Here is a 19,706-nt window from a genome sequence, read left to right as displayed (position 1 = left end):
CAACCCTAGGGCTTGCCCGCCAGATAGCGCGTCACGCCCGACGCGGCCACGCGTCCGCTGGCCATGCAGGCCGTCAGCAGGTAGCCCCCGGTAGGCGCTTCCCAATCCAACATTTCACCCGCGGCGAACACGCCCGGTGCCCGACGCAGCATCAGACCGGCATCCACGGCATCGAACGACACGCCGCCCGCGGTGCTGATGGCTTCATCCATGGGCCGCGCGCGCGCAAGCGTCAGCGGCAAGGCCTTGATCCGCAACCCCAACCGTTCCGGGTCCTTGAAATCCTGGGCGGATGCGCATTCACGCAATAGTCCGGCTTTCACGCCCGTCAACCCCAGGCGGCTTTGCAAATGGCTGGACATGGAACGCGCTCCACGTGGATGCGTAACCGCAGCCATGACTTTTTCCTGTGACCAGTCAGGCGCCAGATCCAGCATGGCGACGGCCTGTCCTTGTTCGTCTATCTGATCGCGCAAGGGCGCGGACAGCGCATAGACCAGACTGCCCTCGATACCCGTCTCCGACACCACGAATTCGCCCTGCCGGGCCACCCGGCCGCCGGCGGGCAGCAAGCACGACATCGCAACGGATTTGACCGGCTGGCCCGCGTACCGCTGCCGGAAGTGCTCGGACCACGCCACGTCGAAGCCGCAGTTGGCGGGGCGTAGCGGCGCCACGGCAACCCCATGCGCCTGCAATCCTGCGACCCAGGCCCCATCCGATCCCAGTTTTGCCCAGCTCCCGCCTCCCAAGGCCAGCACCACGGCGTCTGCCGCCACGGTGCGCATGCCTTCCGGGGTGTCGAACCGCAGAACTTGCGCGGACGGCGCATCGCCTTGCGGCCATCCCAGCCAGCGATGGCGCATATGAAAGCGCACGCCGCTTGCGCGCAACCGGGCCAGCCAGGCCCGCAACAACGGCGCCGCCTTCATTTCCTGGGGAAAGACACGCCCTGACGACCCCACGAAGGTCTGGACGCCCAGTTGATGCGCCCATTCCCGCAACGCGGCGGCGTCCATCGCTGCAAGCCACGGCGCCACCTGCGCCGCACGTTCGCCGTAGCGCGCCAGAAACGGGGCGGCAGCCTCGCTATGCGTCAGGTTCAGCCCCCCGCGCCCCGCCATCAGGAACTTGCGGCCGACCGAGGGCATCGCGTCGAACACGTCTACCTGCAAACCTTGGGCAGCCAGCGCTTCCGCCGCCATCAGGCCCGCCGGCCCGCCACCGATGACGGCGACGCGTTGGGAAGCGTTCATGGTCATGGCGCCGGCGCCATCAAGGCGGGGGCGTGCAGGGACAAAGGACACGGCATGGGGAAAATCGAAGTTGGCTGGACGAGCGATACGCGGTGCGCGCCGCGAAGGGAAGGATTGTCGCACGATGACTAAAAAGGCAAGAAGCCCCACGCCGCGCATGCTTCGCATGCTTGCTGCCCTCCTACGGGGGCGCATTTCCCTTGGCCCGGTGGTGCGCAAGCCTGCTGAGACGAGAAAAAAGGCCTGGCGCCGGCCATTTATTGACCGCAGGCGCCAAGCCTTTGTTATGACAGGACAATTTGGACATGCGCAAAGGCTATCCCAAGGCTTGTCCACAGTCGCTGTGGGTAACTTCCTCCGTCAGGCGTGTTCCGGCGTCAGGCGTTGCCCGCCGCCTGCATCGGGCCGGACCAGGGCTCCGCATCCAGTTGGAAACGCAACTCCTGGTATTCGCCATCCACGCCCACTGAACGCAGCAGGCCGGCATCCATGGCTTGGCCCAACGCGCGGCGGCACAGGGTTTCGGGATCGTCGGGCAATGATTGGAAGACGCCATCGGGGATACGCAGGCGCAGCAGCGCCTGGGGATCACCGCGTTCCGCAGGCCGGCCGATATGGATATGCGCCGGGTAACCGTGCGGGCACCAGATGCCGACGTGATACTTACCTTCGGCGCCGGCGTCGGCGACATAGCCGGGATGATCGTATTTTGCGGTACCCATGGACCCTCCTCGAGTGCGGCGAACTAGCGCGCGTGACCCATGGTAGCTCAGGGCTGCGGCGCTGTGCGGCCTGCAATACCCGGGAAACTCCGGGCTGGAACAAAGGATTGACCCAAGGCAAGTCAGAGACAAAAAAAGGACGAAAAAAAGCCGCGATTGAAATCGCGGCTTTTTCTCTGAAACTGGTTGCGGGGGCAGGATTTGAACCTACGACCTTCGGGTTATGAGCCCGACGAGCTGCCAGACTGCTCCACCCCGCGTCTGATGTGTGAACTATACATCATTTTGAAATCTTGTGCAGCGCAACCACGGGGTTATTCGTGTTTTTCGGCCCGTTTATGCCAAAAAAAGTTGTCGCCAGCCGTAAAAACCGGCCCAGAGGACTTGGAACGTCCAGGCAAATCACTTCCGCGCGGGCGATCGCCGTTACGCGCACTGCCCCACCGTAGCCGACCCCGTGCGCTTCGCCCGCATGGAGCGGGATGGACACCGGTATAACCAGGCCATTCGCGGCTTCGACGCCCGCGGACGGCTCGTCGACGCGCACGCTGCCCGCCACGCACACCAGCGTTGCGCCGGCACGCAGCGTCAAAAAAAGGCATGCGCCGCTGGCGATTTCCAGGCGGCGGGCCGCGGGTTGGGTGAATTCGGCGTTGGGTTCGGCATTCATGGTGATCTCCAGTCGGACCCTTACAGGCTACGCGGCGCCTGCTTTGCGCAACAGCCACACCCCAGACGTTTCTGTACCGATGCAGATGCTCGATTTTGATGCTGTTATGGTGTACTTTGCATCAATCTGTGCCTACCCTCATTCCAACCTCGGGGAGCATGATCGGCGCATGGACCCACAACCGCTGTACCTTCGCCTGGCAAACCACTATCGGCGCGCCATCCAGACGGGCGTCCTGGCGCCCGCCCAGCGCATGCCTTCAGTCCGCACACTGGTGCGTACCCATCACGTCAGCCTGTCCACCGCATTGCAGGCCTGCCGCCAATTGGAAGACGATGGGTTGATCGAAGCCCGGCCCCGCTCGGGCTATTTCGTCTTGCAGCCACGCCGCAACAGCATCCCGCCGGTCAACGAACCCGACATCCGCCAGACACTGGGCGCCGCACAGTACGTGGGCATTCATGACCGGGTCTCGGATTTCATCGCCAAGTGCGAGGCGCATCCCGTCAGCGCCAACTTCGCGCTGGCTGCGGCGGTGCCCGAGGCTTATCCGATGGAAGCGCTGAAGCAGGCGATGACGCGCGCCCTGCGCATGTCGCCACAGGTGCTGGTCAGCCCTGTTCCGCCGCAAGGCCACCCGGAGCTGCGCACGGTGCTGGCTCGCCGCTCGCTGGCCAACGGCATCAACGCCACGCCCGACGACGTGATCGTCACGCATGGCTGCATCGAAGCGTTGAACCTGGCGCTGCGCGCGGTGGCCCGGCCCGGCGACACCATTGCCGTCGAATCGCCCACTTATTTCGGCCTGCTGCAGATCCTGGAAAGCCTCGGGATGCGCGCGCTGGAGATTCCCACCAGCCCGCAGAACGGCTTGTCGATCGAGGCGCTGGACCTGGCTTTCCAGACGCACGGCAATATCCGCGCGGTCGTCGTGGTACCCAATTTTCAGAACCCGCTGGGCTGCGTGATGCCCGACGCGGAAAAGGCCCGGCTGGTGGCGCTGTGCGAACGTCAGCAGGTGCCGTTGATCGAAGACGACACCTATGGCGCGCTGACCGACGACGACACTCCGCTCGCTGCGGCCAAGTCCTGGGACGCGACCGGCAACGTCATCTATTGCTCGTCCATGCACAAAACCCTGGCGCCGGGCATGCGCCTGGGCTGGCTGTTGGGCGGCCGCTGGAAGGCCCGCATCGCCATGCTGAAGTTCGCGCAAAGCCGGCCCAACGAGCCCCTGGCGCAGATTGCCGTTGCCGAGTTCCTGGGATCGCGTGCCTATGACCGGCATCTGGCGCGCTTGCGCAGGCTGTTGAAAATCCAGCGCGACCAGACGGCCGAAGCCATCGCCGCGCACTTTCCGCGCGGCACTCGCCTGAGCGTGCCGCAAGGCGGCATGCTGCTGTGGGTGGAAATGCCAGGCGGCCGGTCGGGCATGGAGGTTTTCGAGGCCGCGCTTGAACAAGGCATCCGCGTCGCGCCGGGCGCGATGTTTTCGAATGGCACCCGCTATGACCACTTCCTGCGCATCAGCTGCGGCCAGCGCACCACGCCCGAGATCTCCCGAGCCTTACTGACCTTGGCGCGCATCGTCGGCGAGCGCCAGGGATGAATTCGGCGCTGCACCAGTTCATCGCCGACTACGGCTTGTGGGCCGTGCTGGGCGGCACCTTTCTAGAAGGCGAAAGCGTGGTGGTGTTCGCCGGCTTCCTGGCGCATCAGCATCTGCTGCGCCTGCCCGAGGTGATGCTGTGCGCCTTCGCCGGTTCTTTCGCGGCCGACCAGTTGCTGTTCTTCCTGGGCCGGCGCTATCGCGACCACCGTCTGGTGCGGCGCATCCGTGAAAAACCCGCCTTCGAACGCGCCTTGGCGTTGGTCGATCGTTATCCGCACGGCTTCATCCTGAGCCTGCGTTTCCTGTATGGGCTGCGCACCGTCGGCCCGGTGGCGCTAGGCATCTCACGCGTGCCGGCGCTGCGCTTCCTGGTGCTCAATGCGATCGCCGCCGCCATCTGGGCCGCGGGATTCAGCCTGCTAGGCTACGCCTTCGGGCAGACCATCGAGTCGCTGCTGGGGCGTCTGCACGGCGCGCAAACCAAACTGGCGGTGGCCGCCGTGATCGGCGTGGCGATCTGGCTGGCGTACCACTTCGTCACGCGACGCAGGCGCTGACCGGACGTCAACAGACGACGCGGCCGCTGGCGTACAGCACGTGGCGCCGCCGTGCCTTGCGGTACCAGCCGCCGATCAGCGGCAGCAATGCCAGGCGGCGCAGGATGGGATGACGCTGGTCGAAGTCGTGCCAGGCCTTGAAGCCATGCCCCATGCGCTCCCAGCTCTGGCGCGCTTCGGGAGTGAGTTTGCCGGGGTCGAACGCCGCCAGCTTTGCCGCTTCCGAGACGCGGGCCAACATGGCTCCGCCCCGGTGTTCCAATCGATACTGATTCCGCATGGGGCCGCATATTACCCGGCTTGGGCGTCCCGTGTAGGACATTGAAACAGGGACTTAAAAAGCGCAAAAGGAGCCACCTTTGACCGCCCTTCCCAAGCCCTTGTAAACAAAGGGATTTGCGGATCTATGCCCGGACTATCCCAAGGCTTGTCCACAGAAGCTGTGGGTAACTTCGGTGGGGAACCGGCTACTTCAGCGCGGTCGCGATCATGTCGCGCACGCTTTCGAAACCCGCCACGTATTGCGGATTTTCGGAACGGGCCAGCAGGCTGGAGTAGTTCTGCTCCAGTTGGGCCTCGATCGCTTCGCGCAAACCGGGCGACGCCTTGACCAGATGCAGCATCGACAGCAAGGTCGAATTCAGCGCGTCGATGCGGCCGCCCTGGTGCGAAATGGTATGCACGATGACGGCGATTTGTTCCTGGATGTCCATGTGTAAGCCTCCTGGCATTGTGAGTCGGCGCAAATCCTAGCATGGCGCCTGCGGGCTCGCCGGCGCTAGGCAAGCGCCACGCGCCGCGCTAGCATGAAGCGTAGCCGCAAGGGCACCGCGGCGCACGCCCCCGGCGCCATCCACGGCGCCTCGGGCCACCGGAGCGCGCTTATGAAGACGATCCAGAATTACGCCCCCCCGGACGCCCAGTCCCTGCAGCGCTTGCAAGACCGCCTGGGCTACAGCGACGCACGCATGGCGGAACTGGCGGGATTGGATGCGGCCACGCCCTGGCCCAGCTACGCCGGCGGCCCCGAGCCCCGCCTGTTGGGTCGCCAGCGTCTGTTCTATATGATGGCCCGCCTGACATTGGATGAACGGGAATGGCAGAAGGTGCTGGCCGCCATGCGCGACGCTGGCGCGCGCTTCGACTACGAAGACCCGCTGGCCGCCGAAGCGCCGCCCGCGCCCGAACTCGAGGCGGACGAAGAACGCAAATTCGGCATGCTGCTTGTCAGCCGCAACGGCGCCTTTCACGAAATGGAGCAGTTGCGCGAGTTCGCCCATTTTGCCCATGAATCCGACGTCAGCCGTTTCGTGCATTCCGTGTTCTACGACAGCGACATCGACCTGTGCCGCTTCCGCTTCGCCGACCACGACGGACTGGACGACGCCAGCCGCGACCGCATCTTCGACGCCGCGCACAAGACCATCACGCGCTTCGAGTTCGACGGCCGCATCTACCATGGCGGCATCCCGCCGGAATCCGACGGTTAGCCTGCTGACTGGCCGCCCCAGTCCCATGTCCGGCGGCGTTCACGCATCGGCAGTCATCCTTGCGCGTGCCTGCCTGCGCATTGACGACGACATGCCCCGGCCTGTACCGTCGGCACTCCTGTCCCCGCCCCTCACCCTCCGCATGAACGAACGACTCGACGCCATTGACCGGCAACTACTCAGCCTGCTTTCCGCCAACGCGCGCGAACCCGCCGCCATCCTGGCACGCAAGCTGGGGCTGGCCCGCACCACGGTGGTGGCGCGCATCGCCCGGCTGGAACGCGAGCACATCGTCTCGGGCTATGGCGTGCGCCTGGGGCGGCTGTTGGAAGAAGCCGCCGTGCGCGCCTACTGCTTCATTAGCGTGTTGCCCAAGACGCCGGCTGCCGTGATCCGCGAACTGGAGCGGATGCCTGAAGTGGAAGAGGTGTCTTCCGTGAGCGGCCCCTACGACTATCTGATCTTCCTGCGCTGCGAAACCCATGAACAACTGGACGAATTGCTGGACCGCATCGGCCTGATCGACGGCGTCAAGCAGACGCAAACGTCGATCGTGCTGAGCCGCAAGGTGGACCGCCGCAGCGCCGTCGCCGCGCCCTGATCCACCGGCCCCGTGTCGTCCGCCTTTTCTCGCGGCCCGACATGGTGTTGTAATGGCGGATAACGAGATTTCTGGACGATCCATGCTTGCACGCCTTGCCTCCGCCGCCCTCTTGACCCTGCTTGCCGCCTGTTCCAGCATGAGCGAGGTCACGTCCGTCGATAAGAACACGTACAGCGTCACGTACAGTTCGGGCACGCAACTGCTGACCTGGGTCGAACTCAAGAATCAGACCTTGCAACGCGCCGATCAATACTGCCAGTCCCTTGGCCGCAAGCTGCAAAAGCCGAAGGTGACGTCGAACCATGCGACGGGCCTGGGCTCCAAGCGCGCCACCGTGACATTCGAATGCGGCGCCATCGATCCTCCTAAAGACAAAGCATCGTGAAATCTTCCCTGCCCGTGGGAATCACCATGGGCGATGCCGCCGGCATCGGCCCCGAGATCGTCGTCAAAGCGTATGCGCAAGGTTTGAACGCGCCCTGCGTGGTGTATGGCGACGCCGGCGCGCTGCGCCGTGCCGCGGCCCAGCTCGGCGCGCGCCTGGATATCGTTGAAATCGCGGGCGTGGAGCACGCCCAGCCGGATGCGGGGCGCATCAGCGTCATTGCGTGCAGCCCTGCCCTGCCCGCCGACCTGCCCGCTGGCCAGATCAGCGCGGAAGCGGGACGCGGCGCCTACGACTACGTCTGCGCCGCTATCGACGACGCGCAGGCCGGCCGCATCCGCGCGATCGTCACCGCCCCGCTGAACAAGAAGTCCATGCACGAGGCCGGTATTGATTATCCCGGCCACACCGAGATCCTGGCAGAGCGTTCCGCGACGCAGGACTTTGCCATGATGCTGGCCAACGACGAACTGCGCGTCCTGCTGGTCACCATCCATGTCGCGCTGGCGGACGTCATCGCCCGCATCACCCCCGAAGCCGAATTGACCGCGATGCGGCTGGCCGACCGCGCGTGCCGGCAAATGGGCATTGCCGCGCCCCGCGTGGCAGTGGCCGGACTGAACCCGCATGCGGGCGAAGGCGGCAAGTTCGGCCGCGAAGACATCGACATCATCGAGCCGGCCATCGCCCGCGCCCGCGACGAAGGCATCGATGCCAGCGGCCCGTGGCCCGGCGACACGATCTTCATGCGGGCGCGCCGCGGCGAGTTCGACATCGTCGTGGCCCAGTACCACGATCAAGGCCTCATCCCCGTCAAGTACCTGGGGCTGGACCACGGCGTGAACGTCACGGTGGGGCTGCCTTTCGTGCGCACCAGCGTCGACCACGGCACCGCTTTCGACATTGCGGGCCGCGGCGTCGCCGACCAAGCCTCGCTGGTCGCCGCCTTCGATCTGGCGCTGGCCATGACGCCCTAGGGCCTGACAGATGCAGGCAAAGGGTTGCGGGCGGCGCAGGCCCCAGGCTGAGCGGCGCAGGCCCTAGGGCGCCTTGGGCCTTGGGTGGGCACCGGACTACAATACGCCCCGTTTCCGGCGCCCTGGCGCGCCGCCGCTTTCCCGACTTGCCCTTTATCCCTCCATGTCACGCCTTGTTCGCCTTCTACCCGACCGCTTCACCCTTTACCTGATCTGCACCGTCATCATCGCCAGCATCGTGCCCGCGCACGGACAAGGCGTCGTGATATTCGGCTGGATCACCAACATCGCCGTCGGCCTGTTGTTCTTCCTGCACGGGGCGCGCCTGTCCCGCGAGGCCATCATCGCGGGCCTGACGCACTGGAAGCTGCACCTGACCATCTTCTCCGCCACGTTCCTGATGTTTCCCTTGCTGGGCCTGGCCCTCAAGCCGGTGCTGGAACCGCTGGTGACCCCCGAGCTTTACCTGGGCATCCTGTTCCTGTGCTGCCTGCCCGCCACGGTGCAGTCGGCCATCGCGTTCACGTCCATGGCGCGCGGCAACGTGCCCGCCGCCGTGTGCAGCGCGTCGGCATCCAGCCTGCTGGGCATTTTCCTGACACCGCTGCTGGTGGGCACGGTGGTGGCCAACGCCGGCAGCGCCCCGATCTCGTTCGACGCGGTCGGGAAAATCATGCTGCAACTGCTGCTGCCCTTCGTGCTGGGCCAATTCGCCCGCCGCTGGATCGGCGCGTGGGTGCACAAGCACAAGGCAATGCTGAAGTTCGTCGATCAGGGTTCGATCCTGCTGGTGGTCTACACCGCGTTCTCGGAAGCCATCAATGAAGGCTTGTGGAGCACCACGCCGATCCCCGCGCTGGTGGGTCTGGTGGTCTGCTGCGCCGTGATCCTGGCCCTGGCGCTGGGCCTGTCCGCGCTGGCCGGCAAGCTGTTGGGGTTCAATGTCGAAGACCGCATCACCCTGCTCTTCTGCGGCTCGAAAAAGAGCCTGGCCAGCGGCATCCCGATGGCGCAGGTGCTGTTCGCCGGCCACGCGGTCGGCGCCATCGTGCTGCCCCTGATGCTGTTCCACCAGATCCAGCTGATGGTGTGCGGCGTCCTGGCCGCGCGCTACGGCAAGCGTCCCGAAATCGAAGGCTGAGCCTACCCTGGCCGCAAAAAAACCGCGCCACGGCGCGGTTTTTTTGTGGGGGTGGGTATCGCCAGGCGTCAGTACATGTCGCGGGGCTGCGCACCCGAGAAGTTCAGGAAGCGCGTGCTGGAGCCCTGGAAGGTGAGGCGCACCGTGCCGATCGGCCCGTTACGCTGCTTGCCGATGATGATCTCGGCAGTGCCCTTGTCCGGCGAATCGGGGTTGTAGACCTCGTCGCGATAAATGAACAGGATCACGTCGGCGTCCTGTTCGATAGCGCCGGATTCGCGCAAATCGCTCATCACGGGGCGCTTGTTCGGACGCTGTTCCAGGCTTCGGTTCAACTGCGACAGCGCGATCAGCGGGCAGTTCAGCTCTTTGGCCAAGCCCTTGAGCGAACGGCTGATTTCCGACACTTCGGTTGCCCGGTTTTCGCCGGAGCCGTTACCCGACATCAGTTGCAGGTAGTCGATGATGATCAGGCCCAATTGGCCGCACTGGCGGGCCAGGCGGCGCGTGCGCGCACGCACTTCCATCGGGCTCAATGCGGGCGTCTCGTCGATGTAGACCTGCGCATCCTGCATGAGCTGCACTGCGTGGGTCACGCGGGGCCAGTCATCGGCGATGAGCTTGCCGGTACGCATGCGGTGCTGGTCCAGCAAGCCGACCGAACCCAGCATACGCATCGCCAGCTGCACCGCGCCCATTTCCATGGAAAACACGGCCACGGGCAGGCCTTGTTCGATGGCCACGTGTTCGCCGATGTTCATCGAGAACGACGTCTTGCCCATCGACGGACGCCCCGCCACGATGATCAGGTCGCCGCCCTGCATGCCGGAAGTCATCTTGTCCAGGTCGGTGAAGCCCGTCGGCACGCCGGTGACGTCCGAACTGCCTTCCCGGTGGTAGAGCTCGTCAATGCGCTCGACCACCTGGGTCAGCAGCGGCTGGATTTCCTGGAAGCCCGCGGCGCCGCGCGAACCTTCCTGGGCGATCTTGAACACCTTGGATTCGGCTTCATCCAGCAGTTGCCGCGCTTCCTTGCCCTGAGGGTTCAATGCCGCCGACGAGATTTCGTCGGCAATCGACACCAGCTTGCGCAACATGGCGCGCTCTCGCACGATTTCGGCGTAGCGGCGAATGTTGGCCGCCGACGGCGTGTTGTGCGCCAGCGCGTTCAGATAAGCCAGCCCGCCCGAATCTTCGGCCTTGCCGGCGCTGATCAGCGATTCATTGACGGTGATGACATCGGCGGGACGCGCCAGCCCGATCAGGCGGGCAATGTGGTGCCAGATCAGGCGGTGGTCGTGGCGGTAGAAGTCTTCTTCGACCAGCACGTCGGCGATGCGGTCCCACGCGGTATTGTCCAGCAGCAGGCCGCCCAGAACCGACTGCTCCGCCTCGATCGAATGGGGAGGAACGCGCAGGTATTCGAGCTGGGGATCGGCAGGTGTGTTCATAACTTCAATAGTAACGGCTGCAAGATGTCGGCAGCGCGGAAAAAGCCTTGGACGTCGCGCGAGGGCAAGCGGCGCAACAGGGGCCGCAAGGGTGTCGCGACGCCGCACAGGACGCGCGCCAGGCGCGTCAGGCGGGCTTTGACCTCGGGGTCGGGGTTGCTCTCGAGGTAGACGCGCAGCGCCAGTTCACCCAGCGTCACGGCTACGTCATCCGGCAGTTTACGCAAAGACACGAGGGACGCCAGCATCTGGAACAAATCGTACGCCTGGGCCAGCGGACGTGACAACGTGGAACCGATGTTCTCTTCGAAATCGATGCGCCACAGCTCGCCGTCGCGCAGCGTGATATTGCGGATTTGCGCGCCGCCGTGCCACATGCCGCGGGCGTGGAACGCCGCCATGTCGTTGGCGGCCGCGCGAGCCAGCCACAACTGCGAGGTGGAATCCTCGTTGCGGATCAGGTCGGCCAGGTCTTCGCCCACGTATTCCAGCACCAGCAGGCCCTGCTCTTGCCACCATACTTCGGGCACGCGGCAACCGGCCTGCAACAGCGTCGACAGGCGTTGGGCTTCATGTGCCAGGCCGTTTTGCAACAGCACGCCGGGACGCGGGAATTCACCCAGGAACAGCTTGCAGCCCACGCCCAGCAAGACGGCCCGGACATAGCGCAGCGCATACGCCACGCCGCGGCCGAAGCTTGGGCGGCGGCGTTTGATGATGCAGCGCACGCCATCGATCGTCACGTCCCGCACGGAGGGTTCGCGCGAGGCATCAACGCTGTCAAGCCAGGCGCGCAAGCCAGGCGGCGCGTTGTGATGGACGGGCGGCTGAGTCAAAGGGTCCTCGGTGCGAAACAGTGGCGCGCTTCATGCGCGATGCCCGAAAGGCTACACGCAATGGAGGCCGGGCAAAAAGAAAAAAAGCCGGCGCGCGGGCCGGCTTCTTTGTACTGCGGGTACCGGCTTAGGACAGTTCGCCTTCAACCAGAACCGTGACGTCGACGAGAACGTCGGCGTGCAGGGCGACCTGGATCGGGAACTCGCCGATCGACTTCAGCTGGCCATTGGGCAGACGCACTTGCGCCTTTTCAATGCCTTCGAAACCGGCCTTTTTCAGCGCTTCGGCGATGTCGGCATTGGTGACCGAGCCGAACAGGCGGCCGTCAACACCGGCCTTCTGTGCGATCTTCAGCTGGAAGCCGGAGACGCGCTCGCCCAGAGCTTGGGCGGCGGCCAGCTTTTCAGCCTGGACCTTTTCCAGCTCGGCGCGGCGAGCTTCGAATTCCTTCAGCGCGGCGTCGGTTGCACGACGAGCCTTGCGCTGGGGAATCAGGAAGTTGCGGGCGTAACCATCACGCACGCGAACGACTTCACCCAGGTTGCCCAGGTTGACGACTTTTTCGAGCAGAATAATTTGCATTTTCAGTGCCCCGGATTAGTTGTGGTTGTCGGTGTAAGGCAACAGGGCCAGGAAGCGCGCGCGCTTGATGGCGGTGTCCAGCTGGCGCTGGTAGATTGCCTTGGTGCCGGTCAGACGAGCCGGGATGATCTTGCCGTTTTCTTGCACGAAGTCGCGCAGGGTGTCCAGATCCTTGTAGTCGATCTCTTCGACGCCGGCTGCGGTGAAGCGGCAGAACTTACGACGCTTGAAGAGCGGGTTCTGCTGCGTGAATTTGCGTTTTTCTTTGCGTTTTCCGAAGAAAGCCATGATATGTGCCTCTATGTTTGAGGGATCTGGTGGTTATCAATAACCGGGCCAAACTCCCATAACCTATCCGTATTCAGAAGGCGCTCTCGCACCTTTTGCCCATTCCCTTCAAGCCACCTGCGGATCGCGCCCTGCGCTGCCGCTGACCTTGCGTGCTTGCTGCAAATGCAGCTTGATCTTCACCGAGTCTTTGCGGGCGGGAGCCAAAAACCCCTGCACCAGCAATTCAGACCCTAACGCGGTGTTCTTCAACAGCAACGCCAGATCGCCTAGTGCCACGGCGGTAATCGTCAATTCGACACGGCGCGGGTGGCCGGCTTCAATGACTTCCGATTCGTGTGCCAGCAGCATTTCCAGCGCTGGCAGTCCGGCGGGAGTGTGGCGCAAAGGCTCGCATTCAAGAACGCGGGCGCTGAGTTCCAGCTTGTTCATCCTGCCGTGCACCAAGGGGACTTCACGGGATGAGCTCTGCGTGAGCCCTGCTTACTCGGCCTGAGCCGGCGCTGCTTCAGCCGAAGCCTTACGGGCTTCTTCGCGCTCAACCGACTTCATCATGATCGAGGGCGTGGCCTGGGCCTTCTTGGTCTTGATGACCAGGTGGCGCAGAACGGCGTCGTTGTAGCGGAACGAGTGCTCCAGCTCATCCAGCGTGGCTTGGCCGCACTCGATGTTCAGGCAAACGTAGTGAGCCTTGACCAGCTTCTGGATCGGGTAGGCCAGTTGACGGCGACCCCAGTCTTCCAGGCGATGAACCGAGCCGCCTTGGCCCGTGACCAGCGCTTGGTAACGTTCGACCATGGCGGGCACTTGCTCGCTTTGGTCGGGGTGAACGATAAACACTACTTCGTAGTGACGCATGAGTAAAACTCCTTGAGGATGTCTCGCTGGCCAACATCCTGCACCCGCGCTTTCCATCATGGGTGTCGCGCTGCCCACTTTGTGGTTTCAGCACGCTAAGACGTCGGCCCGCAAGGGGCAGCCCGCTACCCAAAAACCATGGGCGGTCGAGCAAGAAAGCCCTCGATTATCACCGATCGAGCGGCGTGGTGCAAGCCGCAAGGGGCTCAAGAAATAAGGGACGGGCTATTTCCGTCACCCTGGCCGACCGGCCGAGGCAAATCGGCAACACCGATTTCCTGCGGCCGGTTGACCACGCTGACCATCACATAACTGATGATCATGAGCAAGAACCATGAACCCAGCTTGGCCACCGACACCCATTCCCAAGCATGCGACTGATTGGGGTAGCGCCAGGCGTTGGCGAAGGTGCCGATGTTCTCGGCGAACCAGATGAACAGGGCGACCAGCACGAAACCCAGCAGCAACGGCATGCGCCGGTAGACTCGCCAGATCCGGAAATACACCCAGGTGCGCGCGAACAGCGCCGCCGTCAAGCCGAACAGCGCCCAGCGGAAATCCATGATGAAGTGGTGCGCAAAGAAATTCACATAGATCAGCACCGACAGCGCCACCGTGGCGGCCATCGGCGGATGGGCGCGAAAACGGAAATCGAACAGGCGCCACACCCGGGCCAGGTAGCTGCCCACCGCCGCATACATGAAACCCGTGAACAGCGGCACGCCGCCGATCCGGAGCACACTGGCCTCGGGGTAGATCCAGGACCCCGCCGCCGTCTTGAAGAGTTCCATGCCGGTGCCCACCACATGGAACATGAGGATCACGCGGGCTTCGGTCCAGGTTTCCATGCGCAGCGCCAGCAGCAGGGCCTGGATACCCAGCGCGGCAAGAGTCAGGAAATCATAGCGGGCCAGCAGCGCGTCCTTGGGATACCACCAGTGCGTGCCCAGCAGCAGCGCGCACATCAGACCCCCGAACAAACAAGCCCAGGCCTGCTTTGCACCAAAGCGGAAGAACTCGTAGAACGCGACGCCAAAACGGCCGCGGCCGGCCAAATTGCTGGCCAGCCGCGATTCCCACTCTTGCAGCCCCGCGATAAGCGGCCAGTCCCTGGCCGCCGGATGGTTCACGGAACGCTCAGCCTTCCACGACGGCGTAGGCCGAGTGGTTGTGGATCGATTCGAAGTTTTCGGCCTCGACGCGATAGCGGGCGATACCCGGGTGCGCGTTCAGGCGGGCGGCCACGTCGCGCACCAGGTCTTCGACGAACTTGGGGTTGTCGTAGGCGCGTTCGGTCACGTACTTTTCGTCAGGGCGCTTGAGCAGGCCCCAGAGTTCGCACGAACCTTCTTCTTCGATCAGGCGAATGACGCCATCCATGCTGATGTCGTCGCTCAGGATGGCCGAGACCGTGACATGCGAGCGCTGGTTGTGCGCGCCGTATTCCGAGATGGCCTTGGAACACGGGCAGAGGCTGGTGACCGGCACCTGCACGATCAGTTCGAATTCGACGCCGTCGCCTTGGGCGCGGGCGATCCACTGGACTTCGTAGTCCAGCAGGCTTTGCACGCCGGAGATCGGCGCCGACTTGTTGATGAAGTACGGGAACGACGCCGTGATGTCGCCACGGTCGGCGTGCAGCAGCGGCAGCATGTCGGCCGCCATGGCGCGGAACAGGGTCGGCGTCATGGGGGTGCTGCGGTACTTTTCCAGCAGCGCGACGAAGCGGGACATGTGCGTCCCCTTTTCTTCGGGCGGCAGCGCCACCGTCAGGGTCCAGTTGGCGACAGTGCCTTGGGCCGAGCCGTCGCCGCTTTCAATCAGCATGGGGTGGCGCACGCCACGAATGCCCACGCGTTGAATCGGGATGTGCCGGGTATCCGCCGAGCTTTGGACGTCGGGCATCACGATGGCGGGGTCGATCGGAGAATTCATGTCAGCTTACCTGTCTAGGCGATCAGTCGCTCGCGCACGGCCTAGGAAACTTTGAGAGACGGCCATTATCGCCCAAACCCCGACAACCGCCAGGGAAAACCCTTCTATCCGTAGGTTGGCGGGGCCGGAACAGTGTGTTTCATATGCCGGACAAAAGCGGCGCCTTTGCCCGGCCATCTATATCCATCAAGCCAGCAGATCGGCGTAACGGGCACGGATCGACTGTTCGATGCCTGCGGCATCCAGGCCGATGCCCGCCAACAGGGCGGATTGCTCGCCATGGTCGATGAAGGCGTCCGGCAATCCCAGCTGCAACACGGGGATCTGCACGCCGGCGGCGCTCAGGGTCTCGAGCACGGCGCTGCCCGCCCCGCCCATGATCGACGCGTCTTCCAGCGTAACCAGCGCATCGTGACGGGCCGCCAGGTCAAGGATCAGTTCGCGGTCAATGGGTTTGACGAAGCGCATGTCGGCCACCGTGGCGTCCAGCTTGCCGGCGGCGGCCAACGCGGCCGGCACCAGGGTGCCGAACCCCAGGATGGCGATCTTCTTGCCTTCGCGGCGCACCACGCCGCGGCCCAATTCGACCGTGTCGAGCGCGGCGCCTTCCGGGGCGCCGCAGCCCGCGCCGCGCGGATAGCGCACGGATGCCGGACCCGGGTGCTGATAACAGGTGGACAGCAACAGACGCGTTTCGCTTTCGTCCGACGGCGTGGCGATCACCATGTTCGGTACGCAGCGCAGGAACGCGGTGTCGTAGTTGCCGGCATGGGTGGCGCCGTCGGCGCCCACGATGCCCGCACGGTCCAGCGCGAAGGTCACGTCCAGATTCTGTAGGGCCACGTCGTGGATGAACTGATCGTAGCCGCGCTGCAGGAAGGTCGAGTAGATCGCGACCACAGGTTTCTGCCCTTCGCAAGCGATGCCGGCGGCAAACGTCACGGCGTGCTGCTCGGCAATGCCCACATCGAAATAACGCAGCGGGAACCGTTTTTCAAATTCCACCAGGCCGCTGCCTTCGCGCATGGCGGGCGTGACGGCGACCAGGCGCGAATCCTGCTCGGCCATGTCGCACAACCAGCTGCCGAACACCTGGGTGAACGTGCGCTTGCCCGGGGCCTTGGATTGCTGGATGCCGACGGCGGGGTCGAACTTGCCCGGCCCGTGGTACAGCACCGGATCGGCCTCGGCCAGCTTGTAGCCCTGCCCCTTCTTCGTGACCACGTGCAGGAACTGCAAGCCTTGCAAGGCCTTCAGGTTCTGCAAGGTGGGCACCAGGGCGTCCAGGTCGTGGCCGTCGATGGGGCCGACGTAATTGAAGCCGAACTCTTCGAACAGCGTGGCCGGCGTGACCATGCCCTTGGCATGCTCTTCGAACCGGCGCGCCAGCTCAAGCACCGGCGGCACATGCTGCAGCACGGCGCGGCCGACGTTCTTGGCCGTGGCGTAGAAGCGGCCCGACATCAGGCGCGCCAGATAGCGGTTCAGCGCCCCCACCGGCGGCGAGATCGACATGTCGTTGTCGTTCAGGATCACCAGCAGGTTGATGTTGGGCGTGACGCCCGCGTTGTTCATGGCCTCGAACGCCATGCCGGCGGACATGGCGCCGTCGCCGATGACGGCGATGTGCTGGCGTTGCACGCCGGCGTTGCGCGAGGCCACCGCCATGCCCAGCGCGGCCGAGATGGACGTCGATGAATGCGCGGTGCCGAAAGCGTCATATTCGGATTCGCTGCGCTTCGGAAACCCCGAGATTCCGCCCGCCTGACGCAGTTGCGCCATGCCGGCGCGGCGTCCGGTCAGGATCTTGTGCGGGTAGGACTGGTGGCCCACGTCCCAGACGATGCGGTCATGCGGCGTGTCGAACACCTGATGCAGCGCCAGCGTGAGCTCGACCGTGCCCAAGTTGGACGACAGGTGCCCGCCCGTTTTGGATACCGACTCCAGCACGAAGCCGCGCAGTTCGTCCGCTAGCTTTTTCAGCTCGCGACGATCCAGGCGCTTGAGGTCTGCCGGGGATTGAATGCGGTCCAATAAATCAGTCGTCATGCTTTTATGGGGTTCGTTGACCCGGCGTGGATTCAGGCCGGGCTGGTCACGGATCAGCGGTCTCGAAGGACGATGAAGTCGGCCAATTGCGCCAGGCGCCCGCCAGCATCGCCCAAAGGCGCCAACGCCGCCAGCGCCGCTTCACGCAATTCGTCGGCGAACGCCCGCGCCTCGGACAAGCCCAGGAGCGACACGTAGGTCGGCTTATTCTCCGCTGCGTCCTTGCCGGGGGTCTTGCCCAGGCTGGCGGTATCGGCGGTCACATCAAGAATATCGTCCACGACCTGGAAGGCCAGGCCCATCGCTTGCGCATAGGCGTCCAGCGCCTGACGCGAGGCCGAGCTGGCACCCGCGACAATGCCGCCCAGCGCAACACTGCAGGCCAGCATGGCGCCGGTCTTCATGCTGTGCATGGTTTGCAGGTCATCGCGCGACAGGGAACGGCCAACGCTGAGCAGGTCGATGGCCTGGCCGCCCGCCATGCCCTGACTGCCGGCGGCGCGCGCCAACGACTGGGTGGCTTGCACCACCAGGGCGGGCGCGATCGGCATCGAGGCCAGCAGGTCGAAGGCCAGCGGCTGCAAGGCATCGCCCGCCAGCATGGCGGTGGCTTCGTCGAACTTGACGTGCGTCGTGGGCTGTCCGCGCCGCAGCGTATCGTTGTCCATGCAAGGCAAGTCGTCGTGCACCAGCGAATACGCGTGGATCAGTTCCACCGCCGCAGCGGCGCGATCCAGCGAGGCTTCGATGGCCAGCACGCTGCCGCTGACGGGGCAGGCTTGGCCGGCGGCATAGACCATCGCGGCGCGTACCCGCTTGCCGCCGCCCAGGACGGCATAGCGCATGGCTTCATGCAGGCGGACCGGCAGCACATCCGCGGGGGGCATCAGGTCGTCCAGGACGTCTTCGACGTGCCGCACGCGCCCCTGCAGCCACTCCGGGAAAGCGAGTTGAGTTTGCTTCATCGGGTTCTTATTCGTCATCCAGCGCCGCGGGGTCCAGTGGGCGCAGCAAGTCGCCCTCCAGGACCTTCACCTGCTGTTCGGCCTGCGCCAAGCGGTCTTGGCAGACCCGGGTGAGCGCAACGCCGCGCCGGTAGGCGGCCAGCGATTGCTCAAGCGGCAACGATCCGTCTTCCATGGCCGCAACCAATGACTCCAATTCGGCCAGGGCCGTTTCGAAATCCTGGGGCAAGGGACGGTCGTCGATCTGCGGATCGGCTTGTGTGGGTTTGGCCAAACGGGTCTCCGAGGGCGCTAGGGGTGGATCAATCTCCGAATTGTACGAGATCGCCACGCCATAGCCGGCTACGCCCGCGCGATCATGCGGATGCCCCCGCAAGACCCGCGATCGCCGCCCGCAACGCGGGCGTCACGCGCGTGCGCAGGTCGGGTTCCGGTAACAGGCTGGCGGGACCGCCGCAGCTCATCACGAAAACGCCTTCGCCGGTGATGGACGTGAACGGCACCGCGACGGCGTTAATGCCGGACTGCCACTCGCCGATGGCGAAGCAGCCGCCCGATTCGTGCAATTCCTGGCGCGCGCGGGCAATGGCCTCAACGGGAGGGGCGGCAGGCCCCAAGCGCGCCATCGTCTCGTCGCACGCGCCCGCCGGCAGGCTGGCCAGATAGGCCCGGCCCATTGCGCTGTCCAGGCTGGCGCGATAGCCGACGGGCAGGCGCAGGTACAGCGCGGAAGATCCGTGGATCGCTTCGACATAGGTCATGGCGTCGCCGTCGAACGCGCCGAGCGCGACCGCGCCGCCGGTGTCGCGGGCCAATTCGGTCATCGAGGCCTTGGCCAGTTCGCGCACCTCGAGCCCGGCCAGCAGGCCGAAGCCCAGCGCCAGCACGCCATAGCCGGGCGAGTACTTGCCGGTATCGGGGTGATAGCGCAGGTAGCCCAGCTCGGTAAGCGTGTACGTGATGCGGCTGATGGTGGGCTTGGGCAGCCCCGTCAGGCGCGCCAGGTCCAGGTTGCCCAGCGCCGTCACGCCATGGCGAAAGCAGCGCAACACGTCCAGGCCCCGCGCCAGCGCGGTGATGAAGTCGGGGGAATTCGCGCCCTCGCCCACGCCGGCGGTGCGCTTGCGGCGCGCTGGCTGACTGAGTTCCAGCCTTTCGTCGGGCTTGGTGGCCGTATGGATAACCCGCTTGGCATCAGAAAAAGATTGCATTTCTATTCGCTTCGTTTTTATAGTTTATTTCGAATAACAAAACTAAATTCCATATAACGGAATTTAAATGATCCAAGGAGACTTGGCAAGCCACTGCGGCGCCCCTGGCGGCGCGA

At 64.6% G+C, this 19,706-nt stretch carries 24 protein-coding genes and 1 tRNA gene; 7 read left to right on the top strand and 18 right to left on the bottom strand.

What is annotated here, in order from left to right:
• Window positions 1-5: 5 nt before the first annotated feature.
• The 4 genes from ACI0FO_RS04035 to ACI0FO_RS04020 form a co-directional block, all read right to left on the bottom strand.
• Window positions 6-1,262, bottom strand: coding sequence for a TIGR03862 family flavoprotein (locus ACI0FO_RS04035; protein ID WP_416024288.1), 1,257 nt, complete (start codon window positions 1,260-1,262; stop codon window positions 6-8).
• Between the two features lie 371 nt (window positions 1,263-1,633).
• Window positions 1,634-1,978, bottom strand: a complete 345-nt coding sequence (locus ACI0FO_RS04030; RefSeq protein WP_105554882.1) for a hypothetical protein — start codon at window positions 1,976-1,978, stop codon at window positions 1,634-1,636.
• A gap of 183 nt (window positions 1,979-2,161) precedes the next feature.
• A tRNA-Met gene (locus ACI0FO_RS04025) sits at window positions 2,162-2,238 on the bottom strand.
• A 20-nt stretch (window positions 2,239-2,258) separates the two neighbouring features.
• Window positions 2,259-2,648, bottom strand: a complete 390-nt coding sequence (locus tag ACI0FO_RS04020; protein WP_416024286.1) for a hypothetical protein — start codon at window positions 2,646-2,648, stop codon at window positions 2,259-2,261.
• Between the two features lie 169 nt (window positions 2,649-2,817).
• On the opposite strand from ACI0FO_RS04020, the gene ACI0FO_RS04015 reads away from it, so the two are divergent.
• On the top strand, window positions 2,818-4,257 hold the full coding sequence (locus tag ACI0FO_RS04015) for a PLP-dependent aminotransferase family protein (protein ID WP_416024284.1): 1,440 nt from the start codon (window positions 2,818-2,820) through the stop codon (window positions 4,255-4,257).
• On the top strand, window positions 4,254-4,817 hold the full coding sequence (locus ACI0FO_RS04010) for a DedA family protein (RefSeq protein WP_416024283.1): 564 nt from the start codon (window positions 4,254-4,256) through the stop codon (window positions 4,815-4,817). The genes ACI0FO_RS04015 and ACI0FO_RS04010 overlap by 4 nt, the downstream gene beginning before the upstream one ends.
• Window positions 4,818-4,824: 7 nt before the next feature.
• Here ACI0FO_RS04010 and ACI0FO_RS04005 read toward each other — a convergent pair whose 3' ends face one another.
• Window positions 4,825-5,058: a hypothetical protein gene (locus tag ACI0FO_RS04005; RefSeq protein WP_105554886.1), complete on the bottom strand. Its 234-nt coding sequence runs from the start codon at window positions 5,056-5,058 to the stop codon at window positions 4,825-4,827.
• A gap of 226 nt (window positions 5,059-5,284) precedes the next feature.
• Entirely contained in the window at window positions 5,285-5,530 is a 246-nt protein-coding gene (locus ACI0FO_RS04000) for a hypothetical protein (RefSeq protein WP_006225041.1), read from the bottom strand.
• Between the two features lie 171 nt (window positions 5,531-5,701).
• On the opposite strand from ACI0FO_RS04000, the gene ACI0FO_RS03995 reads away from it, so the two are divergent.
• From ACI0FO_RS03995 to ACI0FO_RS03975, 5 genes are all read left to right on the top strand, one after another.
• A complete protein-coding gene (locus tag ACI0FO_RS03995) occupies window positions 5,702-6,307 on the top strand; it encodes a hypothetical protein (RefSeq protein WP_416024281.1) in 606 nt (201 codons plus the stop codon).
• A gap of 142 nt (window positions 6,308-6,449) precedes the next feature.
• Window positions 6,450-6,908: an Lrp/AsnC family transcriptional regulator gene (locus ACI0FO_RS03990; RefSeq protein WP_006225043.1), complete on the top strand. Its 459-nt coding sequence runs from the start codon at window positions 6,450-6,452 to the stop codon at window positions 6,906-6,908.
• Between the two features lie 82 nt (window positions 6,909-6,990).
• Complete coding sequence (locus ACI0FO_RS03985) at window positions 6,991-7,296, top strand: hypothetical protein (RefSeq protein ID WP_416024279.1); 306 nt, start codon at window positions 6,991-6,993, stop codon at window positions 7,294-7,296.
• Window positions 7,293-8,273 (top strand): 4-hydroxythreonine-4-phosphate dehydrogenase PdxA, encoded by a 981-nt coding sequence (gene pdxA, locus ACI0FO_RS03980; protein WP_416024277.1) that lies wholly within the window; start codon window positions 7,293-7,295, stop codon window positions 8,271-8,273. The genes ACI0FO_RS03985 and pdxA overlap by 4 nt, the downstream gene beginning before the upstream one ends.
• 163 nt (window positions 8,274-8,436) lie before the next feature.
• Complete coding sequence (locus ACI0FO_RS03975) at window positions 8,437-9,414, top strand: bile acid:sodium symporter family protein (protein WP_105554889.1); 978 nt, start codon at window positions 8,437-8,439, stop codon at window positions 9,412-9,414.
• Window positions 9,415-9,482: 68 nt separating this feature from the next.
• Here the strand turns inward: ACI0FO_RS03975 and ACI0FO_RS03970 are convergent, their stop codons facing one another.
• The 12 genes from ACI0FO_RS03970 to ACI0FO_RS03915 all read right to left on the bottom strand — a co-directional run bounded on the left by ACI0FO_RS03970 (window position 9,483) and on the right by ACI0FO_RS03915 (window position 19,590).
• Window positions 9,483-10,865, bottom strand: coding sequence for a replicative DNA helicase (locus tag ACI0FO_RS03970; RefSeq protein WP_006218311.1), 1,383 nt, complete (start codon window positions 10,863-10,865; stop codon window positions 9,483-9,485).
• The gene (locus ACI0FO_RS03965) at window positions 10,862-11,701 is read right to left on the bottom strand and encodes an RIO1 family regulatory kinase/ATPase (protein WP_416024274.1); all 840 of its coding nucleotides are present in this window, start codon (window positions 11,699-11,701) and stop codon (window positions 10,862-10,864) included. Before ACI0FO_RS03965 ends, ACI0FO_RS03970 begins: the two co-directional genes overlap by 4 nt.
• Window positions 11,702-11,828: 127 nt before the next feature.
• Entirely contained in the window at window positions 11,829-12,284 is a 456-nt protein-coding gene (gene rplI / locus ACI0FO_RS03960) for a 50S ribosomal protein L9 (protein WP_416024272.1), read from the bottom strand.
• Window positions 12,285-12,299: 15 nt separating this feature from the next.
• Window positions 12,300-12,572 (bottom strand): 30S ribosomal protein S18, encoded by a 273-nt coding sequence (gene rpsR, locus ACI0FO_RS03955; RefSeq protein ID WP_006218308.1) that lies wholly within the window; start codon window positions 12,570-12,572, stop codon window positions 12,300-12,302.
• A 108-nt stretch (window positions 12,573-12,680) separates the two neighbouring features.
• Window positions 12,681-13,004 (bottom strand): primosomal replication protein N, encoded by a 324-nt coding sequence (gene priB, locus ACI0FO_RS03950; protein WP_105554892.1) that lies wholly within the window; start codon window positions 13,002-13,004, stop codon window positions 12,681-12,683.
• Window positions 13,005-13,055: 51 nt separating this feature from the next.
• Window positions 13,056-13,430, bottom strand: coding sequence for a 30S ribosomal protein S6 (rpsF, locus tag ACI0FO_RS03945; RefSeq protein ID WP_183016189.1), 375 nt, complete (start codon window positions 13,428-13,430; stop codon window positions 13,056-13,058).
• Window positions 13,431-13,636: 206 nt separating this feature from the next.
• Window positions 13,637-14,560 carry a DUF817 domain-containing protein gene (locus ACI0FO_RS03940; RefSeq protein WP_416024269.1) on the bottom strand — a complete coding sequence of 308 codons (924 nt, stop codon included), beginning with the start codon at window positions 14,558-14,560 and terminating at the stop codon, window positions 13,637-13,639.
• Between the two features lie 7 nt (window positions 14,561-14,567).
• Window positions 14,568-15,365, bottom strand: coding sequence for a GTP cyclohydrolase FolE2 (gene folE2 / locus ACI0FO_RS03935; RefSeq protein ID WP_105554894.1), 798 nt, complete (start codon window positions 15,363-15,365; stop codon window positions 14,568-14,570).
• Window positions 15,366-15,551: 186 nt separating this feature from the next.
• On the bottom strand, window positions 15,552-17,414 hold the full coding sequence (dxs, locus tag ACI0FO_RS03930) for a 1-deoxy-D-xylulose-5-phosphate synthase (protein WP_416024267.1): 1,863 nt from the start codon (window positions 17,412-17,414) through the stop codon (window positions 15,552-15,554).
• 53 nt (window positions 17,415-17,467) lie between these two features.
• Window positions 17,468-18,379, bottom strand: coding sequence for a polyprenyl synthetase family protein (locus ACI0FO_RS03925; RefSeq protein WP_416024265.1), 912 nt, complete (start codon window positions 18,377-18,379; stop codon window positions 17,468-17,470).
• 7 nt (window positions 18,380-18,386) lie between these two features.
• Window positions 18,387-18,653 carry an exodeoxyribonuclease VII small subunit gene (locus ACI0FO_RS03920; protein ID WP_105554896.1) on the bottom strand — a complete coding sequence of 89 codons (267 nt, stop codon included), beginning with the start codon at window positions 18,651-18,653 and terminating at the stop codon, window positions 18,387-18,389.
• 82 nt (window positions 18,654-18,735) lie between these two features.
• Window positions 18,736-19,590: an IclR family transcriptional regulator gene (locus tag ACI0FO_RS03915; RefSeq protein WP_416024262.1), complete on the bottom strand. Its 855-nt coding sequence runs from the start codon at window positions 19,588-19,590 to the stop codon at window positions 18,736-18,738.
• Window positions 19,591-19,706: the final 116 nt, after the last annotated feature.

The sequence above is a fragment of the Achromobacter marplatensis genome, assembly GCF_049060505.1.
Classification (GTDB): Bacteria; Pseudomonadota; Gammaproteobacteria; order Burkholderiales; family Burkholderiaceae_B; genus Achromobacter; species Achromobacter marplatensis_A.
The sequence above is the reverse complement of the archived record's forward strand: the minus strand, read 5'-3'. Positions and strand labels throughout refer to the sequence as shown.